Genomic DNA, 18,346 nt, shown 5'->3' with positions numbered 1-18,346 from the left:
AGACGGTCCTACTTCCGTATAAGGGGATGGGTTTAGCGGCCTCCGGAAATTCGGGGACTTTCCCACGCTCGACGAGGCACGCATGCTTGCTCGATACCGCCGCGCAGGCATCCCTCCATTTTGCGGATCCACTCGTATGGGGGGAAAGGAAAATCGCTAAAAACGCCATTCGCGCCTTGAAGATGTAGCTACCGGAGCCATACACTTCGCCGGTCGTTCGGGTAATGGCGCAGTGCAAGAAGGGCGCGCCACTGCGCCGAGCAACCCGAAGCCAATACCGCCAGGTTCAAATCCGCAGGCAGCACAAACAAGCGGAAAGGCGCCAGCGTGTGCCATGTCGGACAGGCGGAATCACCGCGACACAGCCCGCTCGGGAGACGGCGGACAATGCGGGCCTTCTTGTCACAAGGGAATAATCGAGACGTGCTAAAGCTCTCAAGCAGGCTGACGTTTGGCAGGGCGGTAATGTGCCTGGGGATCGTTCCGTTGCTGGCCTCCTGCGCACTCGCGCCAGGGATGCGCTTCGACCCGCAGCGTCCGCTCGATCCGGAGGACCCCGAATCGGTGCCCAAGATCACGCAGATCACGCCGGCGCTGGTGCGCACGCTGAAGGCCTCCACAAAGCCAGCGAACGCTGGGGTGGAGGAACTGTTCGCAGAGACGAGCCCCTATACCGTAGGCGTGGGTGACATTCTCTCGATCGTTGTGTGGGACCACCCGGAACTGGTGTTTCCCACGCAAACGTACTCGATTGGCACGGCTTACGAGATCCCGAACTACAGCGGCGCGGCCAACGTGCCAGGCTACGTCGTGAGTCCCGCGGGCACCATCCAGTTTCCTTATGCCGGTGTGCTCAAGGTTCTCGGCCGCACGCCGGACGAAATCCGCGGACAGCTGAGCACCCAGCTCAAGCCTGTCGTCAACATGCCACAGGTCACCGTACGCGTGCTCGCCTTCCGCAGCAAGCGCGTCTACCTGGATGGCGAAGTCAAGACGCCTGGCCCCCAGAATGTCGACGACGTACCCATGACCCTGGTCGAAGCGCTCAACCGCGCCGGGGGTATCAACGTGCTGACGGGCGACAACAGCCGCATCCGCGTTTCCCGCGAGGGCAAGACCTACCTCGTCAACCTGCCTGCGCTCCTGCAGCAAGGCATCGACCCCGCCCGCATCCTGCTGCGCAACGGTGACATCGTGCGCGTTGAACAACGCGAGGACAGCAAGGTATTCGTGACCGGCGAAGTCGTGCGTCCGGTCGCCGTCATGCCGCGCAACGGGCGCCTGACGCTCAGCGAGGCCATCGGCGAAGCTGGCGGTGTCAACCCCAACTCTGCCAACGCCAGGGAACTCTACGTTATCCGCAAGAGCAACGATGGCGAAGCCGAGGTGTTCCACCTCGACGGCAAGTCACCTGTCTCCTTTGCCCTGGCCGAATCGTTCGAGCTGAAGCCGAGGGACGTCGTCTACGTGGATGCCGCAGGCGTAGTCCGCTGGAGCCGTGTCATCAACCAATTGCTGCCGAGCGGCAACTTCTTTACGTCCACGGCGAACGCGGTCAAATGATCAAGACTGTACTCGTAGTCTGCATCGGCAATATTTGCCGGAGCCCGATGGCCGAAGGGCTCCTGCGGCAGGCATTGCCGAACCTGGCGGTCGCCTCAGCGGGCTTGGGTGCCATGGTTGGCAGTCCGCCCGACCCGATCGCCATCGAACTCATGGGCGAGTTCGGCCTGGATATCTCGGGGCACCGTGCCCAACAACTTTCCGGGACGTTGGTCAGCCAGACCGACTTGATACTGGTCATGGAGAACGAGCAAAAGCACGAAATTCAGCGTCGGCATCCTGTCTTTTCCGGAAAAGTTTTCCGCCTGGGCGAGCCAGCCAAGTTCGATATTCCTGACCCATACCGGCAGCCTCGGGAGGCCTTCGAACGTGCGTTCCACCAGATCCAGCACGGTGTGCAAGCCTGGGTGCCCAGAATTCAGGCACTGGCTTGAACCGATCGGGAATAAAACAGAATCTGCAGTCTGACCTATGAACCAGAACCCTACGTACCCCTCTCCTGCGGCGCCGGCGGAAGATGAAATCGATCTTGTCAAATATCTGGACGTGTTGCTGGCCAGCCGCTGGATGATCATCAGCATTGCAGCGGTGGTTTTGGCGCTTGGCGTAGCGTACGCCTTCCTGGCGCGGCCGGAATATGAGGCTGATATCCTGGTGCAGGTGGAAGACAGTCCAACCGATGCAAAGAGCTTGCTTGGCGATGTGTCAAACCTGTTCGATGTAAAGACCGATGCCGCCGCAGAAATGGAAATTCTGCGCTCACGCATGGTGGTTGACAGGGCGGTCGAGGCCCTACGGTTGTATATCGAGGCAAAGCCCCGCTATTTCCCCGTGGTAGGCGAGTGGATTGCAAGTCGGGCCAAACGTCTGTCTGAACCCGGTTTGTTTGGCCTGGGCGGTTTTGCCTGGGGAACGGAAACCATTCAAGTTGCTACGTTCGATGTGCCGGTTGACCTCGAAGACGGGAAGTTCAAGCTGACCGCAATGGGAGATGGGCGGTTCCGCCTGGAGCAGGGCGATCTGGATCAGCCGATTGAAGGTCGTGTCGGCGAGGCGCTGGAATCACGGCAGGAAGTGGGCAGCATTCGCCTGCTTGTCACCGAACTCAAGGGAAAACCCGGCACCGTCTTCAAGCTTATCCGCCGATCGAAACTGCAGACGCTGGAGGACCTGCAAGCTGCCCTGCAGATTGACGAGAAGGGGAAGCAGAGCGGGGTCATAGGCGCGGCGCTTCGCGGCAAGGACCCAAAGCTGACAGCCGCCACCTTGAACGAGATCGGTGACGAGTACGTCGCGCAGAATATCAAGCGCAAAGCTGCCGAGGCCGAAAAATCCCTGATCTTCCTGGGCGATCTCCTGCCTCAATTGAAGAGCGAACTCGAGCAGGCTGAAGTACGCTATAACACGCTGCGGAATAATCGTGGCACGTTTAACCTGAGCGAGGAAGGCAGGGCCTACCTGCAAGAGAGCGTGGCGGCAGAAACCAGTCTGCTTGAGCTAAAGCAGAAAAAGGCGGAGTTGTTGACTCGGTTTCGACCCGAACATCCTTCCCTGAAAGCGGTTGACGGGCAGATTGCAGCGTTGAGTGGCAAGGTTGGTGGCCTTGCGAAGCAGATGAAGTCGCTACCCAACCTCGAGCAGGACGCGCTGCGCCTTATGCGCGATGTTCAGGTGAACAACGATTTATATGTGGGTCTGCTGAACAATATGCAGCAGCTCAAGCTGGTAAAAGCAGGAAAAGTTGGCACTGTCCGGCTTGTCGACAATGCTCGCTTACCCGAAGAGCCGGTCAAGCCGAGGAAGCCCTTGCTGATTGCCCTTGCCGCAATTCTTGGCCTCATGTTGGGTGTTATCGTTGCATTCATTCGGGATGCGCTTTATGGAGGGATTACCGACCCTCAGGATATCGAGCAACATGCCGGACTGACCGTCTACGGTACGGTGCCACACTCCACCCAGCAGCTCGTACTGTCGGAAGAGATACGCTCGCGGAAAGGAGGCATGCATCTGCTTGCCAGCCTCGCTCCTAATGAGCCTTCCATCGAAAGCCTTCGCAGCCTTCGTACTGCCCTTCAGTTCGCCATGCTGGACGCCGGCAATAATCGCGTGCTGCTCACTGGGCCGACTCCGGGTGTAGGCAAGTCTTTTGTCTCGGCGAATCTTGCCGCGATCATGGCTGCCGGTGGCAAGCGCGTCTTGCTATTGGATGCCGACATGCGGAAGGGGTACCTGAATCAGTACTTCGGGAAAGACCGGACGCCTGGCTTGTCCGATGTGCTTGCGGGGAAAGCGAGGATGGAAGATGTTATCCATCAGAACTTGATAGACGGACTCGATTTCGTCAGTACGGGTACCCTTCCTCCTAATCCCGCCGAACTGCTGTTGAACACGCGCATGGTCGAATTGCTGGATAGATTCAACGAGCGATATGACCTTGTCATGATTGACACTCCACCTGTGCTGGCAGTTGCAGATACAGCGATACTGGCGGCGCGCTGCGGCACGGTTTTCCTCGTAACGCGATTCGAAAAGAGCACAATCGGCGAAATAGCCGAAAGTGCAAAGCAATTGAGTCATGCGAACGTGGACGTGAGCGGGGTCATCTTCAATGGCCTGGATCCGAATGCATTTCGCTATGGATATGGTTCCAAGTATGGGCGTTACAGATACGCCTACTACGGATACTCCACGCAGGGCGCTCAGTCTCACAAGTAGAATTGGGACAGAGAAAGCGGTTCCGGAGGCCCGTGTCTGGCGGGCCTCGAGGCGGAGCGAGCTTCGGCGGCCTGCCAGCGTATTGACTCGCGCTGTGATGACGTCGCACGGCTTGTGCCGCCTCTTTCTCATCAGGTTGCCCGCACTCGCAGTCATCAAGACCAACAAGAAACAACATCGCTTTGAAGCGCCGTGGCGGAGTGACCGACGATTGCCTCGACTTCGATCCACTGTGGCTTCAAGCGGTCGCTGCAACAGCTTGAAGAAATCGTCCCGCCGGCCTGGCGTCTTGCGCGGACGTTCGTTGAGCCGCCTGGCTACAGCGTTGAGTTTGGCTTGCGAATAGACAGAGGGACTGGTTTCTTTCGGGAGATCCTGTCTCAGGAGCCCGTTCGTGTTTTCGTTCGAGCCGGGTTGCCAGGGATACTGAGGATCGCAGAAGCAGAGCTTGATGCTGGTTGCCACGGTGAATCGCTTGTGACAAGCCGTCTGCGTGCCACGATCCCGGGTCAGCAATTCGTACAGCTCCTCAGGGCAGCTTGCCGGCGTGCCTTATCAGAGCGTAGACCACCGTCCCAGTATCCTTGCGGGCTGATCTTCAGCAGCCTCACGAACCGGGTCCGACGTTCGACGAGAGTTGCAATGCAATCTGCCTGTTGGCTGCCGAGCAGCAGGTCACCTTCCCAGTGCCCGGGTACCGCGCGATCCTCAGCCGTGGCTGGGCGTTCACTGATGACCCAAGCGGAGAGGCTTTCGCTCGGAGCAGGAAGCTGCCATCGAGGCGCGGAAGCGTGATTCCCCCGCGCCAGGCGGCGTGTCAAAAGCGATAGTCCCACATGCCCATTCCCATGACGGGATCTGCGCTATAGCGTGCGACTCTGCAACTTGACGCTACCATAGAGCAAACGCACGATGTCTAGTCCTAGCAGGCGGCAGCCGACAATGTATGCGATCAGGCCGCAAGGCAGCGCCAAGGCCAGGGTGGCCATATTTCCGATCAAGGGAGTGAGGAAATGTGATGTAGATCGCCCAATAAGGAAAGTAATAAACCCCGCTGCCATGAAGCTAAGTGTTGCACGCCATACGGGTTCCGGAGGTGACAAGATCAATTGCCCCAGGCGCTTGTGCAACAGTGGTATGGAGATCGCGTAGGAAAGGGCGGTGACGCCTAGCGTGGCGTTGAGTCCATAATGTGAGCCGATATAGATCCCGATCAGATTGCTTGCCACAATAACGCATTGAATTCTGAGATAGGCGCCCAGGCGATTTAGAGCACGAAATGTGTTTCGATAAACCAGGCCAATGGGCGTTAGTATGTTTGCGGCCATGAATAGCGAAACAAATTGCGTGGCTGGAAGCCATTTTTCGCCGAAAAGAAATCCGACGAGAAGCGAGGAGGCACCAGCAAACATCGCCACCGCGAGAATCACGAATCCAGTGGTGCATACCAACGCTCGATTGAAGGTGGCCGAAAACTCGACGGCATTATTTTGTTCTCTAATCAAGGTGGGGAAGAGAACCGCCGCAATTGGAAGAATCACGATCTCCTTTACCGCTTGCCAGATTCTACCCCCGAACGCATAGTACCCCGCGCTGATCGGACCAAGCACGAGCGCTACAAGGAGTCTCGGAATCTGGGTCTCACAGAACTCGATGAGATAAACCGCAGTAAGCCGGAGTCCAGGTTTGAGACCAGACCATAGATCGCAGTTTCCAATGCGATAAGTGGGTCGCCAAGAGATCGATTTCCAGACGATGAAATTGGCAACCAGAAATTGAACAATCTGCTGGGCAATCAAGCTATACGCGCCAAGGCCATTTCTGCTACAACCGATGCCCACTACGGCTCCGCCAAACGTAGCGATAGTAGTCCTCAGGCTTAGCTTCCTGAACTCCATTGCACCTTGCAGGATCGCATTTGGTACAGCCTGAAGAGCAGACAGGACGGAAAGCGGTGCCAACCAACGAAGGTACGGTGCTGCCTCTGGCATCCCCAACAGGGCAGCGATCGGCGCGGCAGCCAGATAGAGAGCGGCCGCCATGCCGAGGTTGATAAGCAATATAACGAGAAAAATTGCCGACAGGGTCGAGCGTTCTTCGATTCGCAATGCAACGATACCGTCGCTCAATCCTAAATTCTGCAACTGGGCGAGCGCAATAAAAATGAAACATACGCTGATGATCCCGAATTCTCCCGGACCAATATCCCTTGCCACGATAGCGAATACGGCGAACATCATGATCTGCTGACTCGCCTTCTCGAGGAAAACCCAGGCTGTTCTTCGCGCGAAAAGCCGCGTCTTGACGTCAGTCGATAATTTAGGCAATTGAAATCAGAAAGAAAGTAGGCAAGGGAAGCCGGATTTAACTAGTGAAACCACGCGCCAGCATAGGATGAGAGTTTTCCATAGCTGTTGTCGAGCATGTTGACACGCTTTCCCAGTAGTTTGGCCAGGATCATCGCGTGCAACCTGTTTGTGGCTATTCCTTCATACTCCAGAAATCGACTTCTCGCGAGGTTGATGATAGCGTCGCGCTGCCTGTACCAGGAAGCTAGCGCTGCTTGCTGCATATTGAAATCGATGGAGTATTTGATGAGTGCATAAGCCGGCGCCGCTGAAAGGCGGCGGCTGGGAGAAATAAGATCGTCCCAGTCGACACTTCCACCGAGCGCCGCTTCGGTGGATTCCTTGTCACGCCTCAGGAATCGCATTTCGCTTGCGCCAGGGCTTCTCTTCGACCATGCTGAATTGCAGTCCCATAACTGATGCGCCATGTCCGGGGAGAGGAGCACAGGGCGACGCAAATGGCTGGTCAGGAACTCGCGTGAAACATTATCCCGTACAAAAATTGTGCAGTTGTCCAGTTCCCTGTACTTCTGCAGTGTCCGATCAATATTTTTCTCATCCCTGAAGTGGACCGTCTGTGGCAGCATGACTATCCGATTGGTTTGGAATTTCTTCAGTACCTGTTCGCGCATGCCTTCGTGGGCGGGCCAAATGTCTCCAAAATTTCCTCCTCCATGCAGCAGGATCGTGTGTTGCGGCGTGATGCGATGGAGGAACCTCTTGTAGTTCTTTACCGACAACCGGATGTCGACGGCCAGGCCGTAGTCATGCAGGAACTGTTCAGTTCCCGCATTGATCAACAGGTCGCCTACATTCAGGTGTATGGGAAGATCAAGGTAGGCTATCGGTTGATCGGCAGGAATATACTCAGAAATATTGCTGAGCCGCTGCTTCAACCGGTCCATCTGGGCGACGTTATGACTCACCGCGAGTGCTCCAATTTCGTTGGTTTAGTTGACAGGACAGGCGAAATCTTGCCTATAAGTATTCCAGCCAATAGCATCCAAAGACCCCATGCGGCTGGGGAAAATACTTCCTCCTGAAAAATTCCGGTTATCAATAGAGTGGCAATGGCACTGGCAGTGATTGTGCGAATCCTGAAATTTCCGGGACCTATGTCTTTTCGCAATAGTTTAATAATTTTGGAGAAAAACCAAAATATTAAAATCGTAAAAATGCCAATTTGATAAAGGAGGACGCCCAGGCCACTTTCAAGAGCAAAGGAAGCGACCCCTTGATTCTGAAATTCGTTGAAGTTCTTCTCATCGGATTTTCCGAGCTCCGAGAGGTTTCCGCCAACCCCAACACCTCGGCCGAGGGGCTTTTCTTTGAATCCATGCACCCCTGCAAGAAAGCCGAGTATGTGATAGTCGGCGGACTTCACCCCATAGCTGACACCAACTACGGCGTAGATCAAAAGCATGGCAATTAGCGCAAATCGTGATAGCCGAAGCCGCCGGCCTCGATTGGCGATAACAAGTGTAGCGATGGACAACGTAATGATAAATAGCGGGCCCTTGGCCCCGATCAGCAAAACCAGGGTTGCGGCAATGAGAAAAGTGATGAATCGCTTTTCCGCATATTCGATCAGAGCCAGGAAGGATAGTGCGTACGCGAAGCTGATTGCATGAAAATTTGGCCCCATGATTCGCATAAAGGCCAAATCCAGTCCATATTGTCCAGAAAGATTAAGGTAGCTGCGCGTGGAGTTGTTGATAAGGTCTTGAATTGAAGAAACCTGCCCTGCCGTGGCGGTGTCGGCAAACTTGAGGCGTTGAAACGCATCTGCCGAGACGAGGGTGTAGAGATATTCCGGGAAGAAGAACTCGATCAAGCCATAGCTGCAAAGTACCACGGTGGTAACGAAAAACAGAGCTGATCTGAACTGTGGGCTGGTGCGGCGACATGCAACCACTCCGATTACCAGACTCATGCCGCCAAGAAAATAGAGTCTTGCGTAAGATCCAGCACTAAGCAAGCTCGATGCTCGAATTCCGATAATGGTGTAGGCAACGATGACGGCACCGAATATCGCTCCCGCGAACAATACCGATCTCAATTGTCTGGAGATGGTCCGCTTGCGCAGAAGCAGATGCGCCAAGGCCTGTGAAAACAATGCTGTCGTAATAATGAAGCTTGCCGATTGAAATGTCTTGAAGGCCTCAGGACTTTCAATGAAATCCAGCCCGAGCGCGAGGACGAGGTTTTGCAAGGTGACCGATGACAGCAGCAAAACCAGGGCTAGTCCCGGGGTAAATGCGGAAATGAGAAGTGCCAGCATCCCGAGTGCTATGAGTGCCGGAGAGCCGACTACCGCGACTGCCATGACATTCATGAGCAGAATCAGTAGGGACACCACGTAATAAATAGCAACCGTCGGAACTGCGGAACTACCTGCCGAGAATCGTGCGGGCTGTGGGAAAGAGATGGATTGCATAGCGTTTGCTTGATAATCAGCCGCACAGGAACTGACGCAGCACACTCCACATCGGCTTACGTTTACCGTTCTCATCCAGCGGCAGCGGGCGCTGGGGAAGGCTGTTGGTCTTATACATCTTGCTGCTCAGCCAGCTGTAGCCATCCAGTAGTCCCCAGGTAACAATCTGCCGCGGTGCCGCTATGCTGAAGATGGGCTCCAGAAACTCCCGTACTTTATTGGCACACACATTGTTCACCCCGGCTTCATCGAGGAACGCACTTCGATTGCGAATATCGAGTTCGGTAATTATTAAATCGATATTCATGGCTTGAAGCTCTCGAGCGAGGGTCTTGAGGCTCAGCTGGTCGATCTTCATGGTTGTGCTAAGGTGCGCTTGCAACCCGAACCTTGCGACGGGGATTTCCTTTCGCTTTAGCCCTTCCAGCAATCTGAGAATCGATCGTGTCTTGGTAAAGGAGTATTCCGGCCCAAAATCATTGTATACAAGCGGAATGGCCGGTGCCAATTGCTTCGCCAGAATGAACGCGGATGCTATGTAGTCATCTCCCAGGATATGAGAGAGCAATCCTTCTCTCAGGGCACCCGCCCGATTTCCATTCTGCTCGAGCGCTTCATTTACCACATCCCAGGAGTCGATGATGTCGCCGTAGCGGTCGACCACGTTACTGAAATACGCTTCAATCTCACGCCAAAGATCCTTGCGGTTGATTGTTCCGTTAATCCACGACGGCATTCCTGCATGCCAGAGGGGCGCATGTCCGCGGGCCTTCATTTGGTTGTGCCGACAGAAGTCCGCGATGGTATCCGCTCGGCCGTAATCCCATTGTCCGCGTTGGGGCGCAAGTAAAAGCCATTTCAACTCCCGCTCGAATGACAGAATACTGCATTCCCGCAGCAGTGCTTGCCGCAACGACATACTTGTCCTGAGGGCTTCGGCGGTAACAGCGCATCCAAATTCTATCCTGGCCGGGTTGGAACAAGCGCGCAGGCCGCCTATGCCGCGAGTCGAGCTTTCTGTCGCTGGCGCCTTTGTTTTTACCTCGGCCTCGGCACTATTGAATGCCAGGAGCGAGGCGCTGGCGAGAAATGTCCTTCTTTGCATGGGGCGAAGTAGAGATCTAGGTCTCCTTCCGGAAATTATGACTCGCTGTAAGCCAGTCCATGGTAAAGACAGCGATGAAATAGGGGTAACTTAGCAGGTAGCGTCGCAGCAGGCGTGGTTCCTTGAAGGCACGGAATGGCGCGCGCAGATGAAGCTTGTTCACCCAAGCTGGGTAGTAGCCAAGCCGTTCGGATGATTGATGCAGAAAGCCGCCGCATGTGAAAGCTTGGCCGCGCCAGCCGTTTGCGACAAGTTCAAGGAGAAATTTCTCCTGGATCGGGGTTCCCATTCCCACAATGACGTAGTCGGGCGCCAACTGAACAATGCTGCGAATTACCTCGCTTCTTTCGTTCACCGAATTAAAGTAACCATGACGCAGGCCACTTATTTTTAGTTTCGGATATTTTTCTTTAATATGCTGAGCGGCGACATCGATCTGCTTCGATTTCGCGCCGATCAGGTACACGGACTTTCCATTATTCTCCGCACTTTCCATAAGTTTGGGAGCCAGGGAGGTCATGTCAAAACTCGTCCGAGTTACTCGATTCCCAGAGACGGCGCTGAGTAATTTTGCGAGGAGCTGACCGTCGATATAGATTCCATCGAATCTTTCGAATATTTCACGGTTCTTCCTGGCGATCAGATAGGAGTAGGGATTCAGGAAGGTGTATACACCATCGCGAGTCGGCAGTTCCGAGGATGCGGATAGTCTATTCAGAAGAAATTCCATAAGATTCCTGAATCGAATTATTGTCAAGATGGCCTGGCGGCGGCTATCGGTGGGTTCATTGCCGGGGACGGCGGTGTGTGCCGGGCTGATACGCGAGAAGAATCGTGTCGCTGCCAAGGCTAATACGCATTCTGCCCCGTCCACCCCTTGAACGCCGTCCAGAAAATAATCCTCAAATCCATCCAGAAGGTCCAGTTCCGGATATAGAAGATATCGTGCTCCACCCGCTTGGCCATCTTGTCCAGCGTATCCGTCTCGCCGCGATAGCCATTGACCTGCGCCCATCCCGTGATGCCGGGCTTGACCCGGTGGCGCAGCATGTAGAAGTCCAACTGCTCCTTGTACATATTGTTATGTGCCATGGCATGCGGCCTCGGGCCAACCACGCTCATCTCGCCCCTGAGCACATTGATGAACTGCGGCAGCTCATCCAGGCTGGTGCGGCGCAGGAAGGCCCCGATCGGCGTGATGCGGCTGTCGCCTTTGGTGGCTTGTGTGACGGTGCCATGCTCCGCGTGGACCTTCATGCTGCGGAACTTGTAGACGTGGATGATGCGGCCGTCCATGCCGAGGCGTTCCTGCTTGAAGAAAACAGGACCTGGCGAGGTGCGCTTGATCATGATGCCAATGACCAGGAACAGTGGCGACAGCGCGAGGAGGACGAGCGCGGAAAAGGTGCGGTCAAAGATGGCCTTGACCGTGCCGCGTACGCCGAGCGACGGCGGCCTGTTCATTTCCACCGCGGGCATGCCCAGGAAGTTGCCGACATTGTGGTTGAGCAGGTCGAAGTCGAGCACGCTCGGCATCCATTTGATGTCAATGAAGTCATTGCGCAGGGAGAAGTTGATCTCCTGCATCAGGCGGTATTCGCTCATCGGCAGAGTGAGCCAGATCTCATTGATCCCATGTTCGCGCGCGAAATCGGCGATCTGGGCGCTGTCGGTGATGCGACGGCGTCCTTCTGGCGTGGGCTCGCCTTCGGGGGCGTAGATGCCGCTGATCTTGAATCCGGTGGTGTGGCTGGCGGTCGCGCGGCGGAACATTTCCTGTCCGGTACGGCCAAAGCCAACGATAACAACGCGCTTGTTGTTGGCGCCGGTAATGCGCAACAGGTTGAGCACGGCGCGGCTGGTTACGCGCAAGGCCAGCAGGCCGGCCAGCGAGAACACGTACCAGTACCCCATCCACAAGCGGGAGAGGTTGTCGGACTCGTGCAAAAGGTAGGTCAGCAGCAGGCTGATCAGCCAGACCAGGCTCCAGGCCGACAGCAGGCGCGTGGCGAGGGAGAACAGGCTGCGGCCGCGCCATGAGCTGTAGAGGTCGAACCCGGGCAACACGATGAAGGCGATCGCGCAGCCGAAGTACTGGACGAACTGGTGGATCGGGGCGTGCGCGCTGGCAAAGCGGACTTCATTGGCCAAGATTGCCGCAAGCCAGATGGCACCGGCGTCGAGCAGGCGAACCATCAGCGCGAGCTGATCGTGATGCCTGGCAAACATATCGCGATAGATACCCATGGCTTCCCCCGAAGCGTTCGCGTAATGGGCGCTCAAGCGAGTGCCCATGCCCTTCTTCTCCTCCGAACTTGCAGGCCGCGCACAGTGGCGGCCAGGCTCGTCGCTGGCATGCATCGTGGTTGTGCATGCTCTTGGCGCGGACAAAGCAGAGTCGTGCGGGACTGCTTCGCGGCAGTCGGTTCCATGGCATGACTGCGGTCAGCTGGTGACCGGCCACTGGCCGCATCCTTGAGGGCCGTCCCTGGAACTGCAACGCTCTCTTCCTGCCGGCGCGCTGGCGGCGCCGGTGTGCTTCGTGATTTCTGGTGCGAATAGTGCGATGCAGCGTGACCCGTCGGTACCCTGCGTGAGAAGGGAAAGGGTGACGACGTTTGCGTGGCACCTTTGCCATCACTCAACCACGCGGTAGAGGGATGAAAGCGGAACTTAATACAGTGTTTACGCGTGAGCAGCTCGAAAAGTATTTCGCGTCGTACGTAGGGATGGACGGGGGAAATCCGGGCGCGCCGGTATGGTTTTGTGACAGCTCACCGCATCCGAGAGCGGAGTCACTGGTGGCGCCGCTGGTTCCGCACACACAACCCAGTGCGTGGGACGCTGCGTACCGCCACAAGCACCGCGACCACATGGAGCGCTGGCAGTCGCACCAGAAGATTGCAAGGATCATGGCCGCAGCGCGCGCACATTTCTTCAACACGTCCCTGGGCGAGCGGGACTGGAAGCACTACTTCGAACATCATCTGTACGCGCCGCACGGCGCGGAGTTCAAAGTCAGCCTGTTTCCCCTGCCAGCGCGCCTGATTAACCAGACACCGTGGTCGACGGCATTCCGCGGCCAGCCGGAGCTTGTGCCCAGGCAGCGTTACCTCGAGCTTTGCCGCGACGGTCAGCGCTTCGCCTTCATCGACAGGATCCGCAGGCTCTGGAAGCCAAAGGTGGTGGTGTGCCTGGGCGAGCGCCACGCCGACGATTTCGTGCAGGCGTTCGCTCTCGGGAATGTGCGCGGCGCCGACCACATCCTGCAGCCCGCTGACTTGCCCAAGACCCTGCGCGTGCTCGAGCACGACGGCACCACGTGGATCATCTGCCCGGCACTGGCCGGCGCAGCGGGACTGACGTCTGACGTGTTGCTTGACGCGATGGGGCAGTACATTGCCGGCTGGCTGGGGCCGGGCGATTTTCCTGCGCTCTGCTCCGGTGCAGACGCCTGTTAGCGAGGCCGTAGTGAGTCATGGCGAGCGTGCGTCGGCAATACCGCAGTGCGGCTTGCGGGACTGCGCGCAAGCAAAAGCTTTCCCCCTCGAAGTAGGGGTGACCCCGATTTGGGGATTTGTTTATCTGTGTGGCGGCGCGAACTGCAAGCTGCCGCACCAGAGTCCGCTCGCAATTCCAAGCGTGGTACGACAGGCAGTGCAGGGCGCTAAAGACTATGCGGCAGCAACCCGTCGCAGGATTCCCCACCATGTATCGATGTATCGAAGTATCGATCTCAGGAGAGAGAAGCGTGCAAACCAAAACCCGGAACATCTTGACCCTCGGCATCATGGCCGCCGCCGCAGCAACGCTGGTCGCTTGCGGTGGAGGCGATGATTCACCCCCGCCTTCCCAGCCTTCTGTCACGGTGAACGGCAAGGCAGTAGACTTCTATCTGTCTGGCTCGACGGTCACCTTCCTCGATTGTGACAACAAGACCGCGACGACGAGCGCAACCGGCGACTTCACCTTCCCGGCCGGTTGCACCAAGAGCGCGCTGAAGGTGACCGGCGGCACCGATATCGGTACTAACCTGCCGTTCACCGGCGTGCTGCAGGCACCGTCGCTGGAACACAAGGGAGGCGTGACAGCGGTGGTCTCGCCCCTGACCACACTGGTGACGCAACTCGGCGCGGACCAGGCCGCGGCCGTGGCGACGAAGCTTGGCCTGGCAGGCAAAGACCTGCCCACGCTGGACCCGATGCAGGACGCGGCCGTGCTGCAGGCGGCGGTCGTGATACAGCAACTGATCGGCCAGGTCACCAATACGCTGACGGGCCTCGCTACTGGCGCCACGCTGAGCGATGAAGCTGCGGCCGCAGCGGCTGCCAAAGCGGTTGCAAGCGCCGTGGCCGGCGCGTCGGGCACGGCTGACCTGGCCAGCAGCACGCTGGTGACGAACGTGGTGTCTACCGCTGTGCTGAATGCCCAGTCCGGCCTGCCCACGAGCCTGCAGTCGGACATTGCCGCCGTGGCAGCCAACGTGGCCGCACTGGCCGGCCCGGTGATCACGAGCCAGGTGGCGAGCGTGGACACAGCGCTGGACGCCATCGTGCTGAACAGCAGCCCGGCCGATACGTTGGCGGCGCTGAAGGAGAGCGGCTCGCTCAACGTCGTGACTGAGAGCGCCGAGTCCACGACGACCACGGCGCTGGTCCAGGCCGTGACGCCGACCGGGCTGACCGATGCGTCGAACACGACCAAGCTGGGTGCGCTCGGCGACGCCGTGTCAACCGGCAATACCACCGCGATCGACCAGGCAGCCGACGCCTTGGGCAGCGCGGTGGACAGCGATGCGATCGCCAAGGTGGCGAACTCGGTCAAGCTGACCGACTACCTCCAGCTGGCAAACCTGACGATCAACGGCGCGTCATACCCGATCACCGACACGATCTCGGTCACGGGTGGCACGCTGAGCTCGATCCAGGTCGCCGTGACGCAGAACGGGGATGCCTTCTCGGGCAATCCCTCGCAAGTGCGCGCCGGGCTGAGCTATACCTACGGCGGCAACCAGGTCGACGTCATCATCGAAAACGTGACGCTGACCTTCAACGGGTCGCAACTGGTGGATGCGGTGGTGCCGGCCAACACGAGTTACTCGTTCCGCATCAACGGCAATCTGACGGCCGCCGCAACCCTGACCAATGGCGTGGCGGACAGTCTGTTCTCCAGCGTCAACGGGGGCTCGCTGAACCTGCCGTTCACGGTGTTCCTCAGCAAGCTCAGGGCTGCCGGCTCGTTGAGCCAGGCCCAGGTTGATGCCCTCACGCCGAAGTCGGTCAGCACCTTCCCCGTGACGTTCGCGCTGACAGGAATCAGCGGGCGGGATGTGCCGCTGGGTGCGTTGGTCGACGGCAGCGTGGAGAAGGCCAAGACGGCGTCGGTAAGGACTGACTCGGAGAAGGTGACCGGCGACGGCCTCAAGACTACGGTTACGCTCAATCCGTGACCGGCGCGTAGTGTTGCCTTCCGCCCGGATGGGGAAGGCCATGCCCCCGGTCATCCGAACGCATGCTTCAGGGCAATGCCACGGGTGGCCGGGTTCTCTTTGTGTATGCGTCGGGCTCCCGGGAGCGCGACGTATGAGGCTTGCCCAGTAGCCTCGGAGTTTCCTATGCAGCTGTTTCGCAATCGCGGGCTGGACCTAGCCTGCGCGCTGATGCTGGGCCTGTCGTGCGCGGGCGCAGTCAGCGCCGCTCCGGACGATGTGTTCATGCAGGCCGAGCCCGCCACGGGCGAGTTCACCTCGGTGCGGGTCGAGGCCAGTTATGACATGGTCAATAGCACCGTAGACATCTTCAATCTGCGCGGGCGGCAGGGCACCGTGTCGGAAAACGCCGGCGACTATAGCGGTGGCAAGCTGATGCTGGGCTACAAGTTCTCGCCGTACGTGTCGGCTTCGGCCACCTACTGGCGCCGCGGTATCGATTACGGACAAGACCACAACCAGATCGATAGCTGGATGTTGGCGATGCACTACGACCCGCTGGCCGAGCCTGGCGCTCGCGATCGCGTCATGATGCGCTTCTCGCTATGGGGAGATCACTCCGGCAGCCTGAATCGCTCGTCGCCAGTAACGGTTCGGAACACGACCTTCAACTCCCTCACGGTAAAGAACGCGAATGACGTTCAGGCCCAGGCCGACGTCATCTTCTCGGGCGAGCTGACCGAGCGCAACCAGCTCACTGGCTTCCTCGGGCTGGGACTCAGCCGCGTGACCATCGGCAGCATCAATACGCGCCTGCAGCGGGGCAATTGCAATTTCAACGTCGCCATCGGCTCTGACAATATCGCCAATGGCGCGCTGGCCGCGCCGTGCCGCGCGGGCAACGTCACCCTCCAGTCGGCCTCGTTCGCAGTCGATGCCAGCCAGTTCGGGCTCAATTTCAACGACGATTTCAACTACACCGCCGGCTACCTGAACCTGGGCGGTTCATGGCGCTGGAAGTACGAGAACTTTTCCGCGCGGCTGGGGTACCAGTTCCAATACCTGCTGCGCAGCAATGTCGATAGCCGCGCGAAAACCTATGGCTACTCGCCGATTCGCTCGAACCATACGCTGGGGCTGGAGCTATCGTATGCGGTAGTGAAGAACGTGGAGGTGTTCCTGCGCGGCCAGGCGTCGCTGTACAACTTCGTTGGCACCATCCCGTTCCTCTATAACGCCACTACCGCTGGCAAGCTGGACCGGTACTACGGCTACGGCTCGATCGGCATTCGCTTCTCTGGGTTCTGAAATCGAGATCCAGGCTCGGTCCTTCTCTTTCAACAGAGGGGTGAGGGGGTGCCCCCTTTGTCAGGCAACCAAGCTGTCAGCCAGATGATGGTCACGCTGCTCCAGGTAGCGGCGGAAGTTGACGCCGACTTCCGGGTGCTTCAGCGCATACTCGACAGTGGCCTTCAAGTAGCCCAGCTTGTTGCCGCAGTCGTAGCGCGTGCCCTGGTAACGGTAGGCCAGCACCTGCTCCTGGCCGAGCAGCGACTGGATGGCGTCGGTGAGCTGGAACTCGCCTCCGGCACCCGGCTTGAGCTGCCGCAGGTGGTCGAAGATGCGCGGCGTCAGGATATAGCGGCCGACCACTCCCAGGTTGGAGGGGGCATCTTCCGGCGCGGGCTTTTCCACGATGCCGGACATCTTGATGACGCCCTCGTCCCATTCGCGTCCGTCGACTACGCCATAGGAGCGGCTCTGCTCCGGCGCGATCTCTTCCACGCCCAGCACCGAGCAGTTGTAGTGGTTGTAGATGTCGACCATCTGCTTCATTACCGGCGGATGGCCGTCGATCAGGTCGTCGGCCAGCATGATCGCGAACGGGGCATCGCCGACCAGCTTGGCGGCGCACAGCACCGCGTGGCCCAGGCCCAGTGCTTCGGGTTGGCGCACGTAGAAGCACTCGACGTTGGCCGGCTTGATAGAACGGACCACGTCCAGCAGCGCCTGTTTGTTCTTGGCCTCGAGCTCCACTTCCAGCTCGAAGGCCTTGTCGAAATGGTCCTCGATGGCGCGCTTGGAGCGGCCCGTGACGAAGATCATCTCGGTAATGCCGGCGGCCATGGCTTCTTCCACGGCGTACTGGATCAGTGGCTTGTCCACGACCGGCAGCATTTCCTTCGGGCTCGCCTTGGTGGCGGGGAGAAAGCGGGTGCCCAGCCCCGCGACGGGGAAGACGGCCTTGGTAACGCGGTTGTCCATGTCCGGTGTTCCTTCTGAATGTTTAGTGGTTCAAGGCGCCTTCGGGTGGCTTTTCCCTTTCAAGAATACGTACGCACTACCTTGCTCTTGAGCGGCCATGGCCGCGCGGCGAGTATCCAAATACAGATCAGCGGTCCAAGGATTGGGATCAAGGAGAGATAGGCATATAGCGTACTGAATCGCGCAGACCTGAATACAGCGCGGAATGGAACGAACCAGGCCGCCTCGAAGGCGACGAACGCTAGCAAATAGACCATCGGGCTTACCAGTGAGGTATTGACCTGAGCGAAGCGCATTCTTGGTTTATTGTGCGCCGCGACCTGATTTTACCCGCGCGCTGGAGGCGCCGAACCCTTCGAAGTAGGGGATTCCGGTTCCAGGTGCCGGCATGGAACCAGGCGGATCAATAATAGACTTCGCTGACAAGTCAATACATAGGGAGTCACAATGCGCGGCGGAGGTGTCAGGAATTCTGTGTGCTGAGG

General features: G+C 58.1%; 13 protein-coding genes and 1 pseudogene. 6 read left to right on the top strand and 8 right to left on the bottom strand.

Going from position 1 to position 18,346, the window contains the following annotated elements:
* Positions 1–423: 423 nt before the first annotated feature.
* The 3 genes from CF68_RS28370 to CF68_RS28360 are packed head-to-tail and all read left to right on the top strand — an operon-like array spanning position 424 to position 4,278.
* Positions 424–1,563 (top strand): polysaccharide biosynthesis/export family protein, encoded by a 1,140-nt coding sequence (locus CF68_RS28370; RefSeq protein ID WP_035825516.1) that lies wholly within the window; start codon positions 424–426, stop codon positions 1,561–1,563.
* Complete coding sequence (locus CF68_RS28365; protein WP_035825513.1) at positions 1,560–1,997, top strand: low molecular weight protein-tyrosine-phosphatase; 438 nt, start codon at positions 1,560–1,562, stop codon at positions 1,995–1,997. Before CF68_RS28370 ends, CF68_RS28365 begins: the two co-directional genes overlap by 4 nt.
* Before the next feature lie 37 nt (positions 1,998–2,034).
* On the top strand, positions 2,035–4,278 hold the full coding sequence (locus CF68_RS28360) for a polysaccharide biosynthesis tyrosine autokinase (protein WP_035825511.1): 2,244 nt from the start codon (positions 2,035–2,037) through the stop codon (positions 4,276–4,278).
* A 238-nt stretch (positions 4,279–4,516) separates the two neighbouring features.
* On the opposite strand, the pseudogene CF68_RS36600 reads toward CF68_RS28360, so the two are convergent.
* The 7 genes and pseudogenes from CF68_RS36600 to CF68_RS28330 all read right to left on the bottom strand — a co-directional run.
* Positions 4,517–5,012: pseudogene (locus CF68_RS36600) on the bottom strand (IS30 family transposase); the annotation flags it as partial.
* A 129-nt stretch (positions 5,013–5,141) separates the two neighbouring features.
* Positions 5,142–6,605, bottom strand: a complete 1,464-nt coding sequence (locus tag CF68_RS28355) for an oligosaccharide flippase family protein (protein ID WP_035825509.1) — start codon at positions 6,603–6,605, stop codon at positions 5,142–5,144.
* Positions 6,606–6,646: 41 nt separating this feature from the next.
* Positions 6,647–7,552, bottom strand: a complete 906-nt coding sequence (locus CF68_RS28350; protein ID WP_051591729.1) for a polysaccharide pyruvyl transferase family protein — start codon at positions 7,550–7,552, stop codon at positions 6,647–6,649.
* Positions 7,549–9,063, bottom strand: a complete 1,515-nt coding sequence (locus CF68_RS28345) for a hypothetical protein (RefSeq protein ID WP_035825507.1) — start codon at positions 9,061–9,063, stop codon at positions 7,549–7,551. Before CF68_RS28345 ends, CF68_RS28350 begins: the two co-directional genes overlap by 4 nt.
* 16 nt (positions 9,064–9,079) lie before the next feature.
* Positions 9,080–10,168 (bottom strand): endo-1,4-beta-xylanase, encoded by a 1,089-nt coding sequence (locus tag CF68_RS28340; RefSeq protein ID WP_084187494.1) that lies wholly within the window; start codon positions 10,166–10,168, stop codon positions 9,080–9,082.
* A gap of 16 nt (positions 10,169–10,184) precedes the next feature.
* Positions 10,185–10,898, bottom strand: coding sequence for a WecB/TagA/CpsF family glycosyltransferase (locus CF68_RS28335; protein ID WP_051591728.1), 714 nt, complete (start codon positions 10,896–10,898; stop codon positions 10,185–10,187).
* Between the two features lie 119 nt (positions 10,899–11,017).
* A complete protein-coding gene (locus tag CF68_RS28330; RefSeq protein ID WP_035825519.1) occupies positions 11,018–12,397 on the bottom strand; it encodes an undecaprenyl-phosphate glucose phosphotransferase in 1,380 nt (459 codons plus the stop codon).
* Between the two features lie 431 nt (positions 12,398–12,828).
* Between CF68_RS28330 and CF68_RS28325 the strand changes: the two genes are divergently transcribed.
* The 3 genes from CF68_RS28325 (at position 12,829) to CF68_RS28315 (ending at position 16,904) form a co-directional block, all read left to right on the top strand.
* A complete protein-coding gene (locus CF68_RS28325) occupies positions 12,829–13,629 on the top strand; it encodes a hypothetical protein (protein ID WP_035825503.1) in 801 nt (266 codons plus the stop codon).
* Between the two features lie 290 nt (positions 13,630–13,919).
* Positions 13,920–15,617: a hypothetical protein gene (locus CF68_RS28320; protein ID WP_035825499.1), complete on the top strand. Its 1,698-nt coding sequence runs from the start codon at positions 13,920–13,922 to the stop codon at positions 15,615–15,617.
* A 165-nt stretch (positions 15,618–15,782) separates the two neighbouring features.
* Positions 15,783–16,904, top strand: a complete 1,122-nt coding sequence (locus CF68_RS28315; protein ID WP_035825497.1) for a hypothetical protein — start codon at positions 15,783–15,785, stop codon at positions 16,902–16,904.
* Positions 16,905–16,964: 60 nt separating this feature from the next.
* Here the strand turns inward: CF68_RS28315 and galU are convergent, their stop codons facing one another.
* On the bottom strand, positions 16,965–17,861 hold the full coding sequence (gene galU / locus CF68_RS28310) for a UTP--glucose-1-phosphate uridylyltransferase GalU (RefSeq protein ID WP_035825495.1): 897 nt from the start codon (positions 17,859–17,861) through the stop codon (positions 16,965–16,967).
* Between the last annotated feature and the right edge of the window lie 485 nt (positions 17,862–18,346).

It is taken from the genome of Cupriavidus sp. SK-4, assembly GCF_000611125.1.
Lineage (GTDB): Bacteria > Pseudomonadota > Gammaproteobacteria > Burkholderiales > Burkholderiaceae > Cupriavidus > Cupriavidus necator.
Note: the sequence above shows the minus strand (reverse complement) of the source record. Positions and strands in the feature narration are given on the sequence as shown.